At 64.6% G+C, this 18,922-nt stretch carries 26 protein-coding genes; 16 read left to right on the top strand and 10 right to left on the bottom strand.

Features of this window, described 5'->3' with window-relative positions; genetic code table 11:
* Window positions 1-4: 4 nt before the first annotated feature.
* Complete coding sequence (locus tag ACOGI7_RS07820; RefSeq protein WP_419851355.1) at window positions 5-1,639, bottom strand: fumarate hydratase; 1,635 nt, start codon at window positions 1,637-1,639, stop codon at window positions 5-7.
* A 23-nt stretch (window positions 1,640-1,662) separates the two neighbouring features.
* Window positions 1,663-2,151 (bottom strand): hypothetical protein, encoded by a 489-nt coding sequence (locus ACOGI7_RS07815; RefSeq protein WP_419851354.1) that lies wholly within the window; start codon window positions 2,149-2,151, stop codon window positions 1,663-1,665.
* A gap of 81 nt (window positions 2,152-2,232) precedes the next feature.
* On the opposite strand from ACOGI7_RS07815, the gene ACOGI7_RS07810 reads away from it, so the two are divergent.
* The 10 genes from ACOGI7_RS07810 (at window position 2,233) to ACOGI7_RS07765 (ending at window position 10,046) form a co-directional block, all read left to right on the top strand.
* Window positions 2,233-3,033 carry a hypothetical protein gene (locus ACOGI7_RS07810; RefSeq protein WP_419851353.1) on the top strand — a complete coding sequence of 267 codons (801 nt, stop codon included), beginning with the start codon at window positions 2,233-2,235 and terminating at the stop codon, window positions 3,031-3,033.
* 56 nt (window positions 3,034-3,089) lie between these two features.
* Window positions 3,090-4,394 (top strand): CapA family protein, encoded by a 1,305-nt coding sequence (locus tag ACOGI7_RS07805; RefSeq protein ID WP_419851352.1) that lies wholly within the window; start codon window positions 3,090-3,092, stop codon window positions 4,392-4,394.
* Window positions 4,395-4,486: 92 nt separating this feature from the next.
* Complete coding sequence (locus ACOGI7_RS07800) at window positions 4,487-4,984, top strand: flavin reductase family protein (RefSeq protein ID WP_419851351.1); 498 nt, start codon at window positions 4,487-4,489, stop codon at window positions 4,982-4,984.
* A 6-nt stretch (window positions 4,985-4,990) separates the two neighbouring features.
* Window positions 4,991-5,509 carry a gamma carbonic anhydrase family protein gene (locus ACOGI7_RS07795; RefSeq protein WP_419851350.1) on the top strand — a complete coding sequence of 173 codons (519 nt, stop codon included), beginning with the start codon at window positions 4,991-4,993 and terminating at the stop codon, window positions 5,507-5,509.
* A gap of 52 nt (window positions 5,510-5,561) precedes the next feature.
* Entirely contained in the window at window positions 5,562-6,965 is a 1,404-nt protein-coding gene (gene sufB, locus ACOGI7_RS07790; RefSeq protein WP_419851349.1) for a Fe-S cluster assembly protein SufB, read from the top strand.
* Window positions 6,965-7,336 (top strand): hypothetical protein, encoded by a 372-nt coding sequence (locus ACOGI7_RS07785; protein ID WP_419851348.1) that lies wholly within the window; start codon window positions 6,965-6,967, stop codon window positions 7,334-7,336. Before sufB ends, ACOGI7_RS07785 begins: the two co-directional genes overlap by 1 nt.
* Window positions 7,333-8,598 (top strand): Fe-S cluster assembly protein SufD, encoded by a 1,266-nt coding sequence (sufD, locus tag ACOGI7_RS07780; protein ID WP_419851347.1) that lies wholly within the window; start codon window positions 7,333-7,335, stop codon window positions 8,596-8,598. Before ACOGI7_RS07785 ends, sufD begins: the two co-directional genes overlap by 4 nt.
* Window positions 8,595-8,936, top strand: coding sequence for a non-heme iron oxygenase ferredoxin subunit (locus tag ACOGI7_RS07775; protein ID WP_419851346.1), 342 nt, complete (start codon window positions 8,595-8,597; stop codon window positions 8,934-8,936). Before sufD ends, ACOGI7_RS07775 begins: the two co-directional genes overlap by 4 nt.
* Window positions 8,929-9,756: a Fe-S cluster assembly ATPase SufC gene (gene sufC / locus ACOGI7_RS07770; protein ID WP_419851345.1), complete on the top strand. Its 828-nt coding sequence runs from the start codon at window positions 8,929-8,931 to the stop codon at window positions 9,754-9,756. The genes ACOGI7_RS07775 and sufC (ACOGI7_RS07770) overlap by 8 nt, the downstream gene beginning before the upstream one ends.
* Window positions 9,747-10,046: a 4a-hydroxytetrahydrobiopterin dehydratase gene (locus tag ACOGI7_RS07765; protein ID WP_419851344.1), complete on the top strand. Its 300-nt coding sequence runs from the start codon at window positions 9,747-9,749 to the stop codon at window positions 10,044-10,046. Before sufC (ACOGI7_RS07770) ends, ACOGI7_RS07765 begins: the two co-directional genes overlap by 10 nt.
* Before the next feature lie 31 nt (window positions 10,047-10,077).
* Here the strand turns inward: ACOGI7_RS07765 and ACOGI7_RS07760 are convergent, their stop codons facing one another.
* The 7 genes from ACOGI7_RS07760 to ACOGI7_RS07730 form a co-directional block, all read right to left on the bottom strand.
* Window positions 10,078-10,488, bottom strand: coding sequence for a type II toxin-antitoxin system VapC family toxin (locus ACOGI7_RS07760; RefSeq protein WP_419851343.1), 411 nt, complete (start codon window positions 10,486-10,488; stop codon window positions 10,078-10,080).
* Between the two features lie 9 nt (window positions 10,489-10,497).
* Window positions 10,498-10,758: a type II toxin-antitoxin system Phd/YefM family antitoxin gene (locus ACOGI7_RS07755; protein ID WP_419851342.1), complete on the bottom strand. Its 261-nt coding sequence runs from the start codon at window positions 10,756-10,758 to the stop codon at window positions 10,498-10,500.
* An 80-nt stretch (window positions 10,759-10,838) separates the two neighbouring features.
* Window positions 10,839-11,381: an AAA family ATPase gene (locus tag ACOGI7_RS07750; RefSeq protein WP_419851341.1), complete on the bottom strand. Its 543-nt coding sequence runs from the start codon at window positions 11,379-11,381 to the stop codon at window positions 10,839-10,841.
* 68 nt (window positions 11,382-11,449) lie between these two features.
* Entirely contained in the window at window positions 11,450-11,920 is a 471-nt protein-coding gene (gene sufU / locus ACOGI7_RS07745) for a Fe-S cluster assembly sulfur transfer protein SufU (protein ID WP_419851340.1), read from the bottom strand.
* A 64-nt stretch (window positions 11,921-11,984) separates the two neighbouring features.
* A complete protein-coding gene (locus ACOGI7_RS07740; protein WP_419851339.1) occupies window positions 11,985-13,217 on the bottom strand; it encodes a SufS family cysteine desulfurase in 1,233 nt (410 codons plus the stop codon).
* Complete coding sequence (gene sufC, locus ACOGI7_RS07735) at window positions 13,208-13,966, bottom strand: Fe-S cluster assembly ATPase SufC (protein ID WP_419851338.1); 759 nt, start codon at window positions 13,964-13,966, stop codon at window positions 13,208-13,210. The genes ACOGI7_RS07740 and sufC (ACOGI7_RS07735) overlap by 10 nt, the downstream gene beginning before the upstream one ends.
* Before the next feature lie 71 nt (window positions 13,967-14,037).
* Entirely contained in the window at window positions 14,038-14,646 is a 609-nt protein-coding gene (locus ACOGI7_RS07730; protein ID WP_419851337.1) for an MBL fold metallo-hydrolase, read from the bottom strand.
* A gap of 183 nt (window positions 14,647-14,829) precedes the next feature.
* On the opposite strand from ACOGI7_RS07730, the gene ACOGI7_RS07725 reads away from it, so the two are divergent.
* Genes ACOGI7_RS07725 through ACOGI7_RS07710 form a run of 4 tightly spaced genes read left to right on the top strand, consistent with a single transcriptional unit; the run spans window position 14,830 to window position 17,361 of the window.
* A complete protein-coding gene (locus tag ACOGI7_RS07725) occupies window positions 14,830-15,945 on the top strand; it encodes an acyl-CoA dehydrogenase family protein (RefSeq protein WP_419851336.1) in 1,116 nt (371 codons plus the stop codon).
* A 26-nt stretch (window positions 15,946-15,971) separates the two neighbouring features.
* Complete coding sequence (locus ACOGI7_RS07720) at window positions 15,972-16,394, top strand: hypothetical protein (RefSeq protein WP_419851335.1); 423 nt, start codon at window positions 15,972-15,974, stop codon at window positions 16,392-16,394.
* Between the two features lie 20 nt (window positions 16,395-16,414).
* Window positions 16,415-16,606 (top strand): hypothetical protein, encoded by a 192-nt coding sequence (locus tag ACOGI7_RS07715; protein WP_419851334.1) that lies wholly within the window; start codon window positions 16,415-16,417, stop codon window positions 16,604-16,606.
* Window positions 16,603-17,361 (top strand): alpha/beta hydrolase, encoded by a 759-nt coding sequence (locus tag ACOGI7_RS07710; protein ID WP_419851333.1) that lies wholly within the window; start codon window positions 16,603-16,605, stop codon window positions 17,359-17,361. Before ACOGI7_RS07715 ends, ACOGI7_RS07710 begins: the two co-directional genes overlap by 4 nt.
* Window positions 17,362-17,438: 77 nt before the next feature.
* On the opposite strand, the gene ACOGI7_RS07705 is transcribed toward ACOGI7_RS07710, so the two are convergent.
* Entirely contained in the window at window positions 17,439-18,014 is a 576-nt protein-coding gene (locus ACOGI7_RS07705; protein ID WP_419851332.1) for an HhH-GPD-type base excision DNA repair protein, read from the bottom strand.
* 67 nt (window positions 18,015-18,081) lie between these two features.
* Between ACOGI7_RS07705 and ACOGI7_RS07700 the strand changes: the two genes are divergently transcribed.
* Together ACOGI7_RS07700 and ACOGI7_RS07695 are read left to right on the top strand one after the other, a co-directional pair.
* Complete coding sequence (locus ACOGI7_RS07700) at window positions 18,082-18,291, top strand: hypothetical protein (protein WP_419851331.1); 210 nt, start codon at window positions 18,082-18,084, stop codon at window positions 18,289-18,291.
* Window positions 18,292-18,387: 96 nt separating this feature from the next.
* Window positions 18,388-18,906 (top strand): HNH endonuclease, encoded by a 519-nt coding sequence (locus tag ACOGI7_RS07695; RefSeq protein ID WP_419851330.1) that lies wholly within the window; start codon window positions 18,388-18,390, stop codon window positions 18,904-18,906.
* Window positions 18,907-18,922 lie beyond the last annotated feature (16 nt).

The following is an 18,922-nucleotide window of genomic DNA, read 5'->3' as shown; positions in this document are numbered from 1 at the left end:
TCAGTTAGCTGATGGCCACCGGGGTGGAGACCTCGGTGAAGAAGTCGTTGCCCTTGTCGTCGGTAACGATGAAGGCGGGGAAGTCCTCCACCTCGATGCGGAACACCGCTTCCATGCCCAGTTCGGGGTATTCCAGCACCTCCACCTTGCGGATCGAGTCCTTGGCGAGGCGGGCGGCGGGACCGCCGATCGATCCCAGGTAGAAACCGCCGTGGCGGGCGCAGGCTTCGACCACCGGGCGGGACCGGTTCCCCTTGGCCAGCATCACCATGCTGCCCCCGGCCGCTTGGAATTGGTCCACATAGGGGTCCATCCGCCCCGCGGTAGTAGGGCCGAATGATCCGGAGGCGTAGCCCTCGGGAGTCTTGGCCGGGCCGGCGTAGTACACCGGGTGGTCGCGCAGATAGTCCGGCATGGGCTCCCCGGCGTCCAGCCGCTCCTTGATCTTGGCGTGGGCCAGGTCACGGCCCACCACCAGGGTGCCGGTGAGCGATAGCCGGGTCTTCACCGGGTACTTCGACAGTTCGGCTCGGATGTGGTCCATGGGCTGATCCAGGTCGATGCGCACCACCTGGCCGCTCAGCTCCTCGTCGGTGATCTCAGGCAGGAACCGGGCCGGGTCGGTTTCCAACTGCTCCAGGAAGATCCCCTCAGCAGTGATCTTGCCCAAGGCCTGGCGGTCGGCCGAACACGACACCGCCACCCCTACCGGGCAGGAGGCGCCGTGACGGGGCAGCCGGATCACCCGGACGTCATGGCAGAAGTACTTGCCGCCGAACTGCGCTCCGATGCCGAATTGCCGGGTCAGCTCCAGAATGCGGTCTTCCCACTCCAGGTCCCGGTAGGCATGGCCGGTCTCCGATCCCTGCGTGGGCAATGTGTCGAGGTAGTGGGCCGAGGCGTACTTCGCCACCTTCAGCGTGTATTCCGCGGAGGTGCCGCCGATGACCACGGCCAGGTGGTAGGGCGGGCATGCCGCGGTGCCCAGGGTGCGGAGCTGCTCATCCATGAAGCGGGTGAGCGATTCGGGGTTGAGCAGCGCCTTGGTCTCCTGGAACAAGTACGACTTGTTGGCCGAGCCGCCACCCTTGGCCATGAACAAGAACGAATAGGCGTCTCCCGGCGCGGCGTAGATCTCGATCTGGGCGGGCAGGTTGTTGCCGGTGTTGCGCTCCTCGAACATGGTCAGCGGAGCCAGCTGGGAATAGCGCAGGTTCGAGGTCTGGAAGGTGTCGAACACTCCTCGGGCGATGGCCCGTTCGTCGTCGGCGTCGGTGAGCACTCGCTCGCCCTTGTGGCCCACCACCACCGCCGTCCCGGTGTCCTGGCAGCTGGGCAGCACTCCGCCCGCGGCGATGTTGGCGTTGCGGAGCAGTTCGGTGGCCACGAAACGGTCATTTTCCGACGCCTCGGGGTCGTCCAAGATGGCGGCCAACTGCGCCAAGTGCCCGGAGCGCAGCAGGTGGGCGATGTCTCTCATGGCTTCGCTGGTGAGCAGTCGGAGGGCTTCGGGGTCGACCTGGAGGAACTGGCGATCGCCCAGCGTGACAGTGGAGACGTAGTCCGTGGTCAGCAGCCGGTATTCGGTGGCGGTATCAGGCCCCTTGGGGAGCAGTTCGGTGTAGGCGAATTCGGCCATCGGTCCGGCTCTGTCGGCTCATCTCAGCCTAGCGCCGGGGTCCCGGCGAACGGCGATGGGTCTCCGGAGTCGGGAATCACGGGGGGATGCCAGCTCATCGCCTGGCCGAGCTGGGTGGCGAAGTCCCGCCAGTCCGGGGGATTCCAACCCTCGGCGGAGGCCCGCAGGTTGAGCTGGTGGTCGAGATGGACGATGGCCGGCAGCGACTCCAGACCCAGGGCCCGCACCACAGAGCGGTCCTCATCGGCGAACGTCAGGATCTCCTCGGTCCACGGCCCGAGAAACTCCTCTGCCTCTTGAGTCGAGGCGGTGACCAAGAAGGCCACCCGGCAGTCGGCGCCGACGAAGTTGCGCAGAATGCGGCCGGCGGTATCGATCATCCACGAGCTTTCGTAGGTATACGGGTCGAGAACGACGATGACCAGATGAAAGACGGTGACCCAATCGCCAATTGGGCGGGGATCGCCGTTCAGCGGGGTCAGGTTCACATCGGCGTCGAGCGTGGTGGGCATCGCTCCTGAAATTAGCCCAGCCAAGGGCCTGAACTCGGTGTCGTGGCTGATGATCAGATCGCAGTCGCGTACGCTTGAGCGGTGCACCCGATTGAGCATCTGCGCTATGTGGCCCGTTCGTCTGGGGTGGGCCAGGAATCGTTGGTGCGGGAGACAGCCGGGGCGCTGTTGAGCTTCGGCCACGATCCGGCCGGGCTGGTCACCACCTGTCGGCGGATGCTCGCCCGTCAGCCCTCCTCAGGACCGCTCATGTGGCTGGCCTCACGGGCCCTTACCGCGGCCGATCCCCGATCTGAAGTCCGGGCATGCATGGAGGCGATCTCCGAGGACAGAACCGCCCGTCTGCTGTCGCGCGAACTTCCCGTTGAGGCCACTGTCTGCGTGTTGGGATGGCCCGACATGGTCGGCCGCGCCCTTCGGCTGCGGGGCGATCTCCGAGTGCTGGTGGTGGACGTGCTGGGGGAGGGCCATCATCTGGTACGGCGATTGTCGGAGCAGGACGGTTGGGTGGATGAGGTGACCGAGAGCGGGCTGGGTGCGGCGGCCGCGTCGGCAGACGTGGTGCTGTTGGAGACGGCCGCAGTCGGTCCGGATGGATTTCTTGCTGTTGCCGGGTCTCGGGCGGCCGCGGCGGTCGCCCATGCTGCCGGCGTGCCGGTATGGCTGACGGCCGGCAAGGGCACGGTCCTTCCCGGTCCCATGTGGGACTCGCTGGTCGAGAGGGCATTGGGGATGGTGGAGGCGTGGGACGCAGACGAGGAGGTCGTGCCGCTCGCGTTGGTGGATCGAGTCGCCGGTCCCGACGGGCTGGTCTCGGTAGCCGAGGCAGTATCGAGCACCGACTGTCCAGTGGCGCCCGAGTTGTTCTGCTCGGCCATTTGACCGATACGCGTCTGCACCGTTGGCAAGCTCGCCGCCCCAAAGCGGCTGTGCTCGCGATGTTGATTTGCCTGGTTGTCTGGTTGGGCGGATGCGGCGGCCAAGAACCCACGGCCTCGCCCGCAGCTCCCACGCAAGCCTCGGCCCTGGCCGAGCCGGAAGAGGCGGCTCCTGCTGCTTCTCCCGCTCCGACCCCTTCAAAAGAGCTGAGTCCTGCTCCAACACCCACTGCTGCGCCCACCGCAGCACCGACTGCGGCTTTGCCAGAGATCACATCGACGCCGAGTCCGGCTTCCACCCCTTCCGCGCCAACTCCTGCCTCGGAGGCGGAACCCCGGCATATCCGGCTGGCCTTCACGGGTGATTTGCTGTCGCACACTGCGGTTTTCAGGCAGGCGCAGGCCTACGGGGGCGATGAGCTGGCTTTCGACTATCGCCCCATGTTCGAACTGGTGAAGGAGTCGGTGAGCGATGCGGATTTAGCCATCTGCCACCTCGAGACCCCGCTGTCGCCCGACAACCGCGACCTTGCCGGCTACCCGGTGTTCAACGCTCCTGGCGACTTGGCCGCCGCCATTGCCCAGGTGGGCTATGACGGCTGCTCCACTGCTTCGAATCACTCCATGGACAAGGGGATTGCCGGGATTGAGGTCACTCTCGATTTGTTCGACCGGGCAGGCTTGGGCCATGCCGGCATGGCCCGCACTCCGTTGGAAGCCGCCATTCCGACCCTGTACCAGGTAAACGGCGTCACCATCGGCCATTTGTCCTACACCTACGGCCTCAACGGGTTCATCCTCCCGGACAATCGAACGTGGGCCGTGGATGTCAACTCTGCCCAGGACATTCTGGACGAGGCTCGGGCGGCCATCGAGCTCGGGGCCGAGTTTGTGGTGCTGAGCATCCATTGGGGCGCGGAGTATCAGGTTGCCCCCACAGCGCAACAGCGGGCTTTGGCCAAAGAGCTTCTCGCCGGCGACGAGATCGACCTCATCGTCGGCACGCACGCCCATGTGATTCAGCCGGTGGAGCGACTCGGCGGCAACTTGGTGATCTATGGCCTCGGGAACTTCTTGTCCAACCAATCACCCCAGTCCTGTCGGTCGTGCCCGCCGGAAAGCACCGACGGCGTCATCGTGCAGGTTGATCTGATGGAAGGCGAGTCCGGCACCATGGAAGTCGTTGCCATCAGCGCGGTGCCGACCTGGGTCGACCGGCGAACCTTCACCATTGTCGATGCGGGTGCCGCGCTGGTCGCCGATTCCTTCCCCGAGCTCACCAGACAGCTTGAGCAGTCGTTGGCCCGGACCACGACCACACTTCGCAGCTACGGCGTGGACGTGGTGGTCGCGGGGCCGCCGTAGGCGGCAACACCGCCCAACGCGGGGTCGTAAGAGGGCAGCCACTAACCTTCCTGCTGTTGAGGGACGAAGCCTGTTCCTCCTGAGGAGTCCTAGTGTCTGACAGCCTGCCGTTCGACTCGGCCTTTTTCCGCCAAGTGCTCGGACAGTTCCCCACCGGCGTGACCGTGGTCACCGCCGCGGGACCCGACGGGCCCGCCGGGCTGGCCATCGGCTCTTTTGGCTCAGTGTCGCTCGACCCGCCGCTGGTCATGTTCATGCCGGGCAAGTCGTCTACCAGTTGGCCGGCTATCGAGGCCGCAGGCCATTTCGGGGTGAACATCTTGGCTGAGGATCAAGTGGACATGTCCAACCTCTTCGCCTCCAAGGCCGAGGACAAGTTCGCCGGATTGCAGTGGACCACCAAAGTCACCGGCGCCCCCATCTTCGAGACTTCCCTGGCCTGGATCGACTGCGAGATCGACCAGGTAGTGGAGGGCGGCGACCACTGGATCGTTCTGGGCCGGGTATTGGACCTGGGAGTCCAGCGAGACGATGTGGGCCCGCTGGTTTTCTTGGCCGGCAAGTACGGCTCGTTCGACCCTCTGGGCTGAGGTGCCATGCCCATCTATGCGCTGGGAGACATCGAGCCCGACATCCACCCAGAGGCTTTTGTCCATCCGCTCGCGGTGGTCATCGGTCGGGTGAGCGTGGGTGCGGAGTCCACGATTTGGCCGGGCGCAGTTCTTCGAGGCGATGGAGCGGGGATCACCATCGGCGACCGCACCTCGATTCAGGACAATGCCGTGATCCACAACACCGATGAGCTGTCCACGGTGGTGGGCAACGACGTCACCGTCGGGCATCTGGCCCATTTGGAGGGCTGCACCATCGAAGACGAAGCGCTGATCGGCGTGGCTTCCGTGGTGCTGCATGAGGCGGTTGTGGGCCGAGGGGCATTGGTGGGGGCCAGTGCGGTGGTCACCAACCACATGAAGATCCCACCGCTGGCCCTGGCCATCGGCGTGCCGGCCAAGATCCGCGAGGGCCACATGTCCGAGGGTCAGAACCGGGAGGACGCCCAGGGCTATGTGGACCGGTGCCACCGATATCGGGCTGAGATGCGCCTATTGGGCTGACCGCCGGTAGTATTCAGGTCAACCACGCCACCCCTGTCGCTAGGATTTGGATATGTCGTCGGAAGCCCTCGCCTTAGATCTCGGTCGGTACAAGCTCGGCTGGAGCGACGAGGAAGATTATGTCTTCAAGCCCAAGAAAGGGCTGAACACCGACATCGTGCAGGAGATGTCGTGGATGAAGAGCGAGCCCGACTGGATGCGGAACTTCCGCCTGAAGTCGCTCTCCCGGTTCGAGAAGCGGCCCATGCCCACCTGGGGCGGCGACATGTCGGGCATCGACTTCGACAACATCTACTACTACATCAAGCCCACCGAGGAGCAGGTCGACGCCTGGGAAGACCTTCCCGACGCCATCAAGGACACCTACGAGAAGCTGGGCATCCCCGAGGCCGAGCGCAAATACCTGGCCGGGGTGACCGCCCAGTACGAGTCCGAGGTGGTGTTCCACCGCAACCGGGAGGACTTGGAGCGCCAAGGGGTGCTGTTCTGCGACATGGACACCGCGCTCAAGGAGTATCCCGAGCTGGTCAAGGAGCACTTCGGCACCATCATCCCGCCGGGCGACAACAAGTTCTCCGCTCTGAACTCCGCAGTCTGGTCGGGGGGAAGCTTCATCTATGTGCCCCCCGGTGTGTCGGTGGAGATGCCGCTTCAGGCCTACTTCCGCATCAACGCCGAGAACATGGGGCAGTTCGAGCGGACCCTCATCATCGCCGACGAGGGCTCACAGGTTCACTACATCGAAGGGTGCTCAGCCCCGGTGTACACCAGCGATTCGCTGCACTCCGCGGTGGTGGAGATCCTGGTCAAGAAGTCGGCCCGGGTCACCTACACCACCATCCAGAACTGGTCCAACAACGTGTACAACCTGGTCACCAAGCGGGCCAAGGTCGAGGCCGAGGGCCACATGGAGTGGATCGACGGCAACATCGGCTCCCGGCTGACCATGAAGTACCCCGCGGTGGTGATGGTCGGCCCCAAGGCCTCGGGCGAGGTTCTGTCGGTGGCCTATGCCGGACCCGACCAGCATCAAGACGCCGGGGCCAAGATGACCCACGCCGCGCCGGAGACCACTTCCAAGATCGTGTCCAAGTCGATCTCCAATGGCGGTGGCCGCACCAGCTACCGGGGCTTGGTCCGGGTGGAGGACGACGCCTACGGATGTCGCAGCCATGTGCAGTGCGACGCCCTGATCCTGGATGAGGACAGCGTTTCTGACACCTACCCCTACATGGAGGTGGGCACCCGGGACGCCGAGATCGGCCATGAGGCCACCGTTTCCAAGGTGGCCGATGAACAGCTCTTCTACCTGATGAGCCGAGGGTTGACCCAGGAGCAGGCCATGGGCATGATCGTTAACGGCTTCATCGAGCCCATTACCCGCACCCTGCCGATGGAGTACGCCGTGGAGTGGAGCCGGCTGATCGAGTTGCAGATGGAGGGATCTGTCGGCTGATGCCCATGCGGCAGGATTGCAAGTACTTCGAGAGCCGGTCATACCCCAATGGCGAGACCGTGCGGAAGTGCGATTTGGACCTGGCCCCCGAGGCCCCGTGGCGCTGTCCCGACGAATGCTCGGCCTATGAGCGCCGCATGGTGGACGTGAATTGGTCGCACGGCACGCTGGTCACACCGCCCACTCCCGAGGCGCCGGCCAGCGTGGGCAGCGATGAGAGCATCGGCGCCCTGCTGGATGCGGCCGAAGACATCGTGAACGAGGCCGGCCCCCGGGTGCTGGCCGAACTGGAGAGGGAGAAGTCCCGGCGGCGGTCAAGAGCGGGCGGCGGCGGAAAGGCCAAGCGGCGAAAGCGCCGTCGGCGTTCGTGATCGAAACCCAATTCACCCCCGATGCGGCCGGAGCCATTCCCGGCCCCGATTGGCTGGCCCGCCGTCGAGTGGCGGCCGCCGAGCAGATGGCTGCTGCACCGATGCCCTCGGTGGAAGAAGAGGTGTGGCGGTACACGCCTATCGGGCAGTTGGATCTCAGCCGCTATCAGCTGGCCCACGATGGTGGCGGCACTTCGACGGCTTCTGTTCCCAAATACAGCGCGATGGCCGATACCAGCAATGGCCGTCTTTGCGGCGTTGAGCTGCGCGCCGAGGCGGCAGCCCAAGGGGTAGAGGTCCGGCCACTGGGCGAAGGCGACGCTGAGCTGGCCGCCTCGGTAGACGTGGACCTGTTCGCCCTCATGAATGCCGCGTTCTCGGTTGAGCCGCTGCTGGTGCGGGTGCCCTCGGGAGTGAATGTGGAGGGGCCCATCGTGGTGCGCCATTGGCTCGATGCTGATGGGGCAGCAGTCTTTCCCCGGCTGATCGTGGACGCTGGTGCCGATTCCTCAGTCGAGGTGCTGGAGCACTACGGCTCGGCTGGCGTTGCTGCGTTTGTAAGCCCGGTGATTGAGATCAGGGCGGCTGCCGCCTCCCGGGTCGGCTATCTGTCTATGCAGGACTTGGGGCCCAAGGTGTGGCACATCGGCTCGCAGGTCAGCCACATCGGCGCGCAGGCCCACCTGCGTTCGTCATCGGCGGCGTTGGGCGGCGAATACGCCCGGACGCGGCTGGACACCCATCTTTCCGGCCGAGGGGCCACCGGCGATCTGATCTCGCTGTACTTCGGGGACGGCGAGCAGACCCTGGACTTTCGCACGTTCCAAGATCACGCCGCTCCCGACACCACGAGCACCCTGTTGTTCAAGGGTGCGGTGGACGACTCCTCCCGGTCGGTGTACACCGGCCTGATCAGGGTGCGGCCCGACGCCCGGGGTACCAACGCCTACCAGACCAACCGCAATATCAAGCTGTCGGAAGATGCCTGGGCCGAGTCGGTGCCCAACCTGGAGATCGAGAACAACGAGGTCCACTGCAGCCACGCCTCCGCGGTGGGCCCCATCAACAGCGACCAGCTGTTCTACCTGGAAAGCCGGGGAGTGCCTACCGAGACCGCCGAGCGCCTGATTGTTGCCGGGTTCTTCGACGAGGTGCTGGATCAATTTCCTGTCCGCGAGGCCGTGCCTGCGGTGCGAGATCGGCTCCAATCCAAAATCGAGGGGTTGGGCCATCGCGGTGTCGATGGCGGGTCGGGGTCATGAACCCAGAACGAGTGACTCTCTGCTCGCTCGATGAGATAGGCGACGGCGAGGCCCGGCGGTTCGACGTCGACGTCGGCGGTCTGGTCCACCAGATTGCAGTCATTCGCTTGGGAGATGACTTGTATGCCCTGGGCGACACGTGCAGCCATGCTGATTACTCCTTGGCCGAGGGCGAAGTAGATGCCGAGGAGGGCACCATCGAATGCTGGAAGCACGGCAGTCTGTTCTCTTTGGCCACTGGGGAGGCTGAGACTCTCCCCGCCACCCGCCCGGTGCCCGTCTATGACGTGGGTGTGGAAGACGGCCAGATCTGGCTAGAGGTCGGCCACGATGAGTAAGGCAGCCAAAAGCGAGCTGGTCGTCTCGGATTTGCATGTCCAAGTCGGCGGGCAAATGGTGCTGAATGGCGTGAACCTGCGGGTCGCGTCCGGTGAAGTCCACGCTGTCATGGGACCCAACGGTTCGGGAAAGTCAACCCTGGCCTACGCCATCATGGGACGTCCCGGCTACGAGGTCACCGCGGGGTCGATCACTCTTATCGATGATGATTCCAACAGTGTCGACTTGGTGGACCTGTCCCCGTGGGAGCGAGCCCACGCCGGGTTGTTTTCCACCCAGCAATACCCCACCGAGGTCCCGGGTGTGGGCTTGGAGAACATGCTGGAAGAAGCAGTGGAAGCCGCGGGAGGGGACCGGAGCGCAGTGGAAGCGCAGGTTGCCGACGAGGCCGAGCTGGTCGACTTCGACCCTGATCTCTTGTACCGCTCGCTGAATGTAGACCTGTCCGGCGGTGAGATGAAGCGAAGCGAGGCGGTGCAACTCGGCGTGCTCCGCCCCCGGATCGCCATCCTGGACGAGCTGGACAGCGGCCTCGACGTGGACGCATTGGCCGCGGTGAGCCATCGCATCGAGCAGGCCACCCATGAGGACAACCTCGGCGTATTGGCCATCACCCACTTCAGCCGTTTGTTGACTGTGCTCCACGCCGACGTGGTCCACATCCTCATCGACGGGGTAATCGCGGAAACCGGAGGCCCTGAGTTGGCTGCCCAACTGGAGGAGACTGGTTACGATCCCTGGATCGACACCCGCGCCGAATCACCGGTTGAGATCCACTCACATCTAGAAATGAATTTGGAGAGTGACCCATGGCCGTAGACGCCGACGCCAAGAGACTGCTCAGCGACGAAGAGGTCGCCGCCGCCTTGGAAGACCTGCCCGGATGGGAGCGCCAAGGAGACAAGCTCGCCGCCACCTTCAACTTCTCGGACTTCTCGGAGGCCTTCGGCTTCATGTCCCGGGTAGCGCTGATCTCCGAGCGCCTCTTCCACCACCCCGAGTGGTCCAACGTCTGGTCCACCGTAGAGATCGCCATAACCAACCACGCCGCCGGCGGCCTCACCGAGCTAGACCTAGAATTCGCCCGCCGCGTCAACGCCCTGGTCTGAAACAGGGACTTAGACCAGGTGTTCTGCCTGATCAAGCTGTTCCGGTGAATGGGTTGAGCACTGGGACTTTGAGATGTTCGAAGTCACGGATGTTTCTTGTGACCACAGTGAGCCGGTGGACGATGGCGACGGCAGCGATCAGGGCATCTTGTAGCAGGTTGTCGGCTTGCCGGTGCATCAGCCGGGCCCATTCGCGAAATGCGGCCGCGTCTACTGGCAGAACTTCGTAGGCATCTATCACCCGTTCCAGCCAGGTCTCAATCTCTTCGGCCTTGTCCGGGTCCTGCTCGCGGGTGATCTCGATACCGGCTTGAATCTCGCCGATTGTGACCGATGAGAGATGAAGCTGGTCGGCAGGGATGTCCTGTATCCAGTTCACCACCGATTGGTGGGGACGAAGGCGACGCAGTTCAGAGACCACATTGGTGTCGAGGAGGTACATGGGCAAGGACTAGTCGAAGGCCAGCGGTGCTCGTTGACGGAGTTCCCGTCGCGGCGGGGTCAACGATTCAGTGCGGGCATCCGGGTCCAGAAGCAGTTCTTTCAGGTTCGGCTTTGCCCTGCCAACCAGACGACGCCACTGGTCGATAGGGACCACCACCGCCGTCTCTACCCCCCGCTTAGTCACAACCTGAGGACCTTCAGCAAGGCTGGTTTCCAGCAACTCGCTGAATCGAGCCTTCGCCTCCTGCACCTGCCAGACCTTTTCCATGCCTCTCCAATCACTGGCCATTACTAACTAGTCATAACACTAGTCAGTATAATATTACTTGCAGACCCCAATTTGCTGGCTCAAGAGTCGGGTTCTACTTGCAGGCTGCCATTGAGGAGGGCGGCTTTGCATGCCTCGATGACCTGTTCGGCCGGTGCGTCTGACGAGATGACATGAGACTCGAATTCTTCCAGGTCGGAGAACTGGTCGTACATGGTTTCGGCGCCAGAGGTCTCGGGCGTGTCGCCACGCCCCTGCACTCGTTGCGACGCCGTGACGCGCCGGGGTCGCAGCACGAGGTACTGCACACGGATCTCACGATCGCCAAGGCGTCGGGCAACCAGACCTAGGAACCACGGCCCGACAATTCCATCCCACACGACCGTGTAGCCGGCATCGGCATATGCAGCCGCAGCGTCCGCGACGGCCACCATTACGGCAGCATTCTGGCCGTGCGCCTCCGGTAGCCATGGTGCAACAAACCCCGACTTGATGGATCTAAAGAACCAGTCCGACTCCAGATGGACGCCTCGCTCGTAACTCAAAGCGAGAGCGGCGCTCACGGTCGTCTTCCCCGAGCCCGGTGGGCCTGACACGATTACCACCTCTCCGCGGCTGGGCATCTGGCGATGGTAACCAACGATGGTTGCGGGTTGCTGACCCAAGTGAGTCGGGGGTCGCAGTACTGCCTTTAGGAGTCGGCTATGGCCTCTTCGACGGCTTGGGTGAGGGTGTGCCACGACAGGGTGGCGCACTTGATGCGAACTGGGAACTTGACCACGCCTTTGAGGGCTTCCAGGTCGCCGAGCTTGACGTCTGCGCTGTTGCCGTTGGTGGGGGCGGGGTCGTCGGGGTCGGGCTCGATGGACATCATCGACCTGAAGGCATGGTTGAACTGTTGTAGCTCCTCGACAGTGCGGCCCTTGACGGCGGCCGACATCATCGACGAAGAGGCCTGGCTGATCGAGCAGCCCTGGCCGCCGAACTTGATGTCTTCGATCACCCCGTCGGCCAATTGCACATAGATGATCACCTCGTCGCCGCACAGGGGGTTGAAGCCCTCGGCCCGGACGGCGGGCGGGGTATCCAGCTCCCCCCGATTGCGGGGGTTGCGGTAGTGGTCGAGGATGATCTCGCGATAGAGATCTTCAAGATCAGGCATGGCGACGGTTCAACAGTCTACGGGCGAGGGCTCAGCGATATGCAGTCTTTCTTCATTCAAGACTTCACTCGATGAAGAACACGTCGGCTTCGCCCAGGGCATCGGCCAGGGCGTCCACGTCTGACTCATCGTTGTACACGTACATGGAGGCCCGACTGGTGGCGGCGCAACCCAGCACCCGCATCAGCGGCTTGGCGCAATGGTGGCCGGCCCGCACGCACACCGCGGAGCGGTCCAGCACCTGGGCCACATCATGGGGATGGATCCCCTTGTACTCGAATGACAGCACCCCGCCCCGCTCGGCCGGCTCGGTCGGCCCGTGGATGGTGATGTCGTCGCCGTAGCGCTGGTTCAGGGTCCGCAGGGCATAGCCGGTGAGGGCCACCTCGTGCTCTCGAACCTGCTCCATGCCCAGGCCGGTGAGATAGTCCACCGCCGCTCCCAGCCCGACCGCCTCGGCGATGGGCGGGGTTCCGGCCTCGAACTTCCACGGCACCGCCGCGGTGCTGAACCCCTCCTTGGTCACGTTGAGGATCATCTCCCCCCCGCCCAAGAACGGCGGCATAGCCTCCAGCAGCTCAGACTTGGCCCACAGCACCCCGATTCCGGTGGGGCCGCACATCTTGTGGCCGGTGAAGGCCACGAAGTCGGCCCCCATCTCCGCCACATCAGTGGGCAGGTGCGGGGTGTACTGGCTGGCGTCCACCATCATCAGCGCGCCGGCATCGTGGGCGGCGTCGGCCAGTTGCCGGATGGGATTGATGGTGCCCAGCACGTTGGAAACCGCGGCCACACTCAACAGCCGGGCGCCGTCGAGCAGACGGTCGAGGTCGGTCAGATCCAGGTGGCCGTCGCTGCGAATGGGGATCCAGCGCAGTTCGATGCCCTGCTCGGCGGCCAGCATGTGCCAGGGGACGATGTTGGCGTGGTGTTCCAACTCGGTGATCACCACCGGGTCGCCCGGTCCCAGATTGGCCCGACCCCAGGTTCGGGCCACCAGATTGATGGCCTCGGTGGCGTTCTTGGCGAAAATGATCTCTGAGTCCCGAGAGGCCCCGATGAAATCGGCGACCTTCCTCCGAGCCTCTTCCAGTGCCTCGGTGGCTTCCACCGCCAGCTGGTATGAGCCCCGGTGGACGTTGGAGTTGAACCGCTCGTAGTAGTCGGTCACCGCGTCGATCACCGGCCTCGGCTTGTGAGAGGTGGCGGCCGAGTCGAGGTACACCAGGGGGCGACCGTGTACCTGCCGGCACATGATGGGGAAGTCGGCCCGGATGGCCCCTGGGTCTAGCGCCATGCCTCGTACCCTTCAGCGTCCAGTTGCGCGGCGAGCTCGAAGCCTCCGCTAGCTGCGATCTTGCCGTTCATGAGGATGTGAACGTGGTCGGGCTTCAGATGGTCGAGCAGGCGGCGGAAGTGGGTAATGGCCAGCACCCCCATCTCCGGCCGGGAGGTCATGACCTCCTGCACCCCGCTGGCCACGATCTTGAGGGCGTCGATGTCCAATCCGGAGTCGGTCTCGTCCAACACGGCCATCTCCGGTTCCAAAATGGCCAGCTGGAGAACCTCGTTGCGCTTCTTCTCGCCCCCGGAGAACCCGTCATTGAGGTAGCGGTCGGCAAACGAGGGGTCCATGTCGAACCGCTCCATCCACTCGATCACCGCCAGGCGCAGTTCCAGCACCGACAGGTCGATGCCCTTGCGAGCCGACAGGGCCTGGCGCAGGAAGTTCATCACCGACACGCCGGGGAACTCCTGGGGGTATTGGAAGGCCAAGAACAGCCCGGCCTTGCCCCGAACGTCGGCGGGCCAGTCGGTGATGTCGTCGCCCTTGAAGCGGATCCGCCCCCCGGTCACCTCGTACTCGGGGCTGGCCAACAGTGCGCTGGCCAGGGTTGACTTGCCCGAGCCGTTGGGCCCCATGAGGGCGTGTACCTCGCCCGCCCGGACGGTGAGGTCGATGCCCGACAGGATCGGGATGCCGTCGTCGGCTGTGGCCACGTGCAGGTTCTCGACCTCGAAGAGAGGGGCCTCGGGCTGGCTCACCTGACCAGTCTACGTCGGAGGGGACGTTATCCCTATCACCGGAAAGCTGTGAGGCGCACCGATGAGCGGGCCTACCAGCCCCGGTCGATCCACTCCTGGAGGTGGGGGGTCTCGGTGCCGATGGTGGTCTGATCGCCGTGGCCGGGGAGAACCATGGTGTCGGAGGGAAGCGGGGAGAACAGCCGTCCTTCAATGGATTCGATGATGGTGTTGAAGTCGCCGCCCTCGAATCCGGTGGCGCCCGGTCCGCCGGGGAAGAGGGTGTCGCCGGAGAACAGGATGGGCGAGCCTTCCATGCGGAACGACATCGACCCCGGCGTGTGGCCCGGCGTGTGGATGCAGTGCAGGCGGAGCCGGCCCACCTCGATCACCGACTCGTCCTCGAGGAGGTAGTCGTAGGCGTCGAGCATGGCGGCGTCCTCGGCGGTGACCCCCACGTCGTAGCCGGCGTCGCGCACCGCCGGGATGGCCTGAATGTGGTCCCAGTGCCCGTGGGTCTCCAGAACGGTGCGGACCCCGAGAGCGGAGCACATCTCCAGCAGAAGATCGTGCTCGTTGGCTGCGTCGATCAGCACCGCATCGCCGGTTTGGCGGCAGCGGACGACGTAGACGTTGTTGTCCATCGGCCCGACGACCACTTTGTGGATCTCGGCCTGGGTGTCTTGCCAGTGCAAAGTCATGGCGGGCTCTTCTCGCTCTCCGACTCAGGGATTCCTGAGACTCAGGGAAGACTGGTTGGCCCCACGATTGTGCACCATCTATCGGGTCGATGACAGGTCATCAGCGCAGAGGGCAGCAGGCCAATCGGCGAGCGGAGTGTTCGGGCGTGGCTACTGCGGGTTCGGTCTAGTAAAAACAAGGCCGTGAACTTTGCCTTCAGCGAGGAACAGGAGGAGCTGCGGCGCTTCGTGCGGCAGTTCTTGGAGGACAAATCCCCCGAATCGGCGGTCCGCGAGCAGATGGACACCGAAAAGGGCTACGACGACGCCGTCTGGAACCAGATGGCCGAGCAGCTCGGATTGCAGGGCCTCATCATCCCCGAGGAATACGGGGGCAGCGGCTTCAGCTATATCGAGCTGATCGTGGTGCTGGAGGAGATGGGCCGGGCGCTGTTGTGCGCTCCGTTCTTCTCCAGCGTGGTGCTAGCGGCCAACGCTCTCATCCACAGCGGTGATGAGGAGGCCAAGACGGCGCTGCTGCCCGGGATCGCCGCCGGTGAGGCGGTGGCCGCACTGGCCTTCACCGAGGAGAACGGCCGCTGGGACGAGTCGGGCATCACCACCGAGGCGACCGCCGACGGCGACGGCTGGCGGATCAGCGGCACCAAGATGTTCGTGATCGACGGGCACACCGCCGATGTGGTGCTGGTGGCCGCCCGCACCGCCGGCGGGGTGAGCCTGTTCTGGTGCCCGAGCGACGCTGACGGATTGACCAGCACTGCGCTGTCGACCATGGACCAGACCCGCAAGCAGGCCCGCTTGGACTTCGACAACACCCCGGTCACGCTGATCGGCGTCGAGGGCGGGGGCTGGGCCGTGTTGGAGCGGGTGCTCGACCTGGCTGCGGTGGCCCTGGCCGCCGAACAGGTGGGCGGCGCCCAGATGTGCTTGGACATGTCGGTGCAGTACGCCAAAGACCGGGTGCAGTTCGGACGGCCCATCGGGTCGTTCCAGGCCATCAAGCACAAGTGCGCCGACATGCTGCTGGAAGTGGAGTCGGCCAAGTCGGCCGCCTACTACGCCGGCTGGTGTGCCTCAGAGCTGAACGATGAGCTGCCCTCGGTGGCCAGCTTGGCCAAGGCCTACTGCTCGGAGGCCTATTTCCATGCCTCGGCGGAGAACATCCAGATCCACGGCGGGATCGGCTTCACCTGGGAGCACCCCGCCCACCTCTACTTCAAGCGGGCCAAGTCGTCGGAGCTTCTGTTCGGCGACCCGACGTATCACCGCGAGCTGCTCGCTCAGCGCATCGGGATCTGACCCTTCTAATCATCCTCGCCGCAGTCTTGGTGGTCGGGCTGGCCGCCTATGCGGTAATGCGGGTGTCTTCTCGCTTGGCCCACACCCGGGCCCGGACGGTGTACGACCTGTTCGAAGCGGTGGACTTTGTGGCCGAGCGCCTGCCCGACGCGCTTTCCGCCAAACTGAGCTACGACGACGTGCAGGACATTCTGCTCTGGCGGCTGGATCATCTGCGGCTGCAGGGATCGGCCACTTATGGGCGGGGCGACGTGACCGCCGCCGAGGCAGAGAGCCAGGAAGACGAGGTTGTCACCAGCGACGATGACTCGGTGGACTACGTGCTGGCCAAGGCCACCAAGTCGGGCCGGGACATCGACGCCCTTGATGTGGTGGTGGTGCTCGACCTCGAGAGCCAGTATCTCAAGGCCATCGGAGCGCTCGGTCCTCCAGCCGAGGAATCCCCCTAGCGAAACGGTACGGTTGGGGAATGGACAGGCCGAGGTCGTTGGAGGGCTTCCGTTACGTGGGGGACAAGCGGTCCCAGTTGGTGTACGACTTGGATGAGGTGAGCGACGAGTCGGTCATCGAGGAACTGGTTGCATCGGAGCAGTTCTTGGTGTTCGGGCCTGACACCCTGGCCGAAGCCCGCAATCGCGGCTATCGGCCCCGGGCAGTGTGACTCACTGGCAGACATCTGACGGGCTCAAGCTTGCCGGATATCTGGCGCTGCCCGAGAGCCGCCGGATGCGGGCGCTGCCCGGCGTGGTGCTGTGCTCGGCATTTCCGTCGGCGGCCAATGGCGGTTCGAGGGCCGCTGAGCGGCTCTACCCTCTGGCCGACCGAATCGCCCAGAACATGGAGTGGGCCGCCCTGGTGCTCAACTACCGGGGCTGCGGCGACAGCGAGGGCGACTTCTCGCTAGAAGGGTGGACCGACGACGTCCGCAGCGCGGTGGACCACCTCGACGGACTCGATCAGGTGGAAGGGGTCTGGCTGGCGGGGTTCGGCATCGGAGGCGCGTTGGTGGCGCTTGTTGCTCAAGAAGACCTACGGGTCCGGGGAGTGGCCACCATGGGTGCGCCGGTTGACTTCGCCCACTGGGGCCTGGATGCCTCCGGGGTAGTGGAGTACGCCCGCTCGCTGGGCGTCATCTCTACGCCCGACTTCCCCCAATCGGTCGATTCCTGGGCCAAGGCTGCCCAATCGATTCGAGTGGACCGATGCGCCGATCAGATAGCCCCCCGTCCCATGCTGGTGTTGCACGGCTCCGATGATCGGGAAGTGTCACCCCTCGATGCCAGGGCCATCGCCGACGCCCACGGCGACGCCGGCCTGCGCATAATCAGCGGCGCCGGCCACCGCCTCCACTCCGACCCCCGCTGCATCGCCATCCTCCTAGGCTGGCTCGACTCCCAAATCACCCTCATCCCCTGACGCGGGGAATCCATTGGAGGATCGCGTCGGCTGGGTTGGTCATGCGGGGGTAACCGTACTGAATCAGCCGGTTACGGTCAGTCTTGTTTGGTTTTGCCTTTGGCTTTTTGGGCTTTTTTCCAGGCTCTTACTTCGGCTAGGGCTTCGGGGCTGTCTATGTCGGCGACGGTTCGGGGGGTGGGGTCGGAGAAGGGGCCGGCGGCGGCTTCCCAGCCTTCGGGGGTTACGTTGAAGCGTTTGGCTAGGACGGCGAGGAAGATCTTGGCCTTTTCGTCGCCGTAGCCGGGGAGGGCTTTGAGGCGCTTGAGCAGCTCTTGGCCGGTGTCGGCTTCGACCCACAGCTTGGCGGCGTCGCCGTCATAGTTGTCCACGATGTGGCGGGCGAGGTCTTGGGCCCGGCGGGCCATCGAGCCGGGGAACCGATGCAGGGCGGGCTTCTCCTTGAAGGCGGCCTCGGCCTTGTCGGGGTTCATTTCCGCCAGGCCAGCAGCGGAAAAATCGTCGGGGATGCGCTCCTTTAACCGCAGGGGCGATTTGAAGGCCCACTCCATGGGGATCTGCTGGTCGAGCATCATGGCCAGCAGCAGGGCGAACGGATCATTGAGGAGGAGTTGGTCGGCGTCGTGGTCGCCGGTGACGGCAAGTGTTCCCATCCGCCCATCGTACTGGCCGCCGGAGGAAGATCACGAGGGAAGGACCGCGAAGGCGTAGCCTGGAACCGTGGTTCAATCGCTGGCCAAGCTGCTCGCATATCCCAGTCTTTGGATGACAGCGATCCGGCTCGGATGGCGGTTAAAAATGCTCCCCGATCCGGCGTATTTGAAGTTCCGGATGGTCACCATGTACGGGGATGCCGAAGCCCAGCCCCGCGCCGATGATCTGGTCACCTATCTGCGATGGTGTAGATCCTGGGAGCGCACTACCAGGTAAAGCGGCGTTGAATCGCCCCTTGCGATCCGTCAAACCGGGGGAGTGTTCTCGGTAATCCACACAAAGCAACCCGGCGGGTTCACTATGGTTTCCACCATGAGCCGGGCGCTGGTGCTGAACGCCTCCTTCGAGCCGTTGAGTGTGGTGTCGCCCCGGCGCGCCCTCGTGCTGGTGATGGCGGAGAAGGCCGAGGTGGTACTGGAGTCGGGCGAGCGGATCCGCTCCGAGCGGCTCGACCTGCCGGTGCCGTCGGTGGTTCGACTGCGCTATTACGTCAAAGTGCCGTTCTTCCGCACCGGCGGGCTCAGCCGCCGGGGGGTCTTTGCCCGCGACGGATACCGCTGCCAGTACTGCGGCCGTCACGCCGACTCCATCGACCACGTCCGACCCCGGAGCCGAGGCGGCACCCACTCCTGGGAGAACGTGGTTGCCGCCTGTCGACGGTGCAACATGGCCAAGCGGGATCGGCTGCTCTCGGAGACCCCGATGCGGCTGATGCGTCCGCCGGCCGAGCCTCCCCGCTCGGCCTGGGTGGCCTCGGCGGTCGGCCATGTCCCCTCCGACTGGCTGCCCTATCTCGACCCATCTGCCGAGTCCGTCGCCCAAACTGCTTGAGCCTGTCGCGGGATGC

This window comes from Candidatus Poriferisocius sp., assembly GCF_965204145.1.
Classification (GTDB): Bacteria; Actinomycetota; Acidimicrobiia; order Acidimicrobiales; family Bin134; genus Poriferisocius.
The sequence above is the reverse complement of the archived record's forward strand: the minus strand, read 5'-3'. Positions and strand labels throughout refer to the sequence as shown.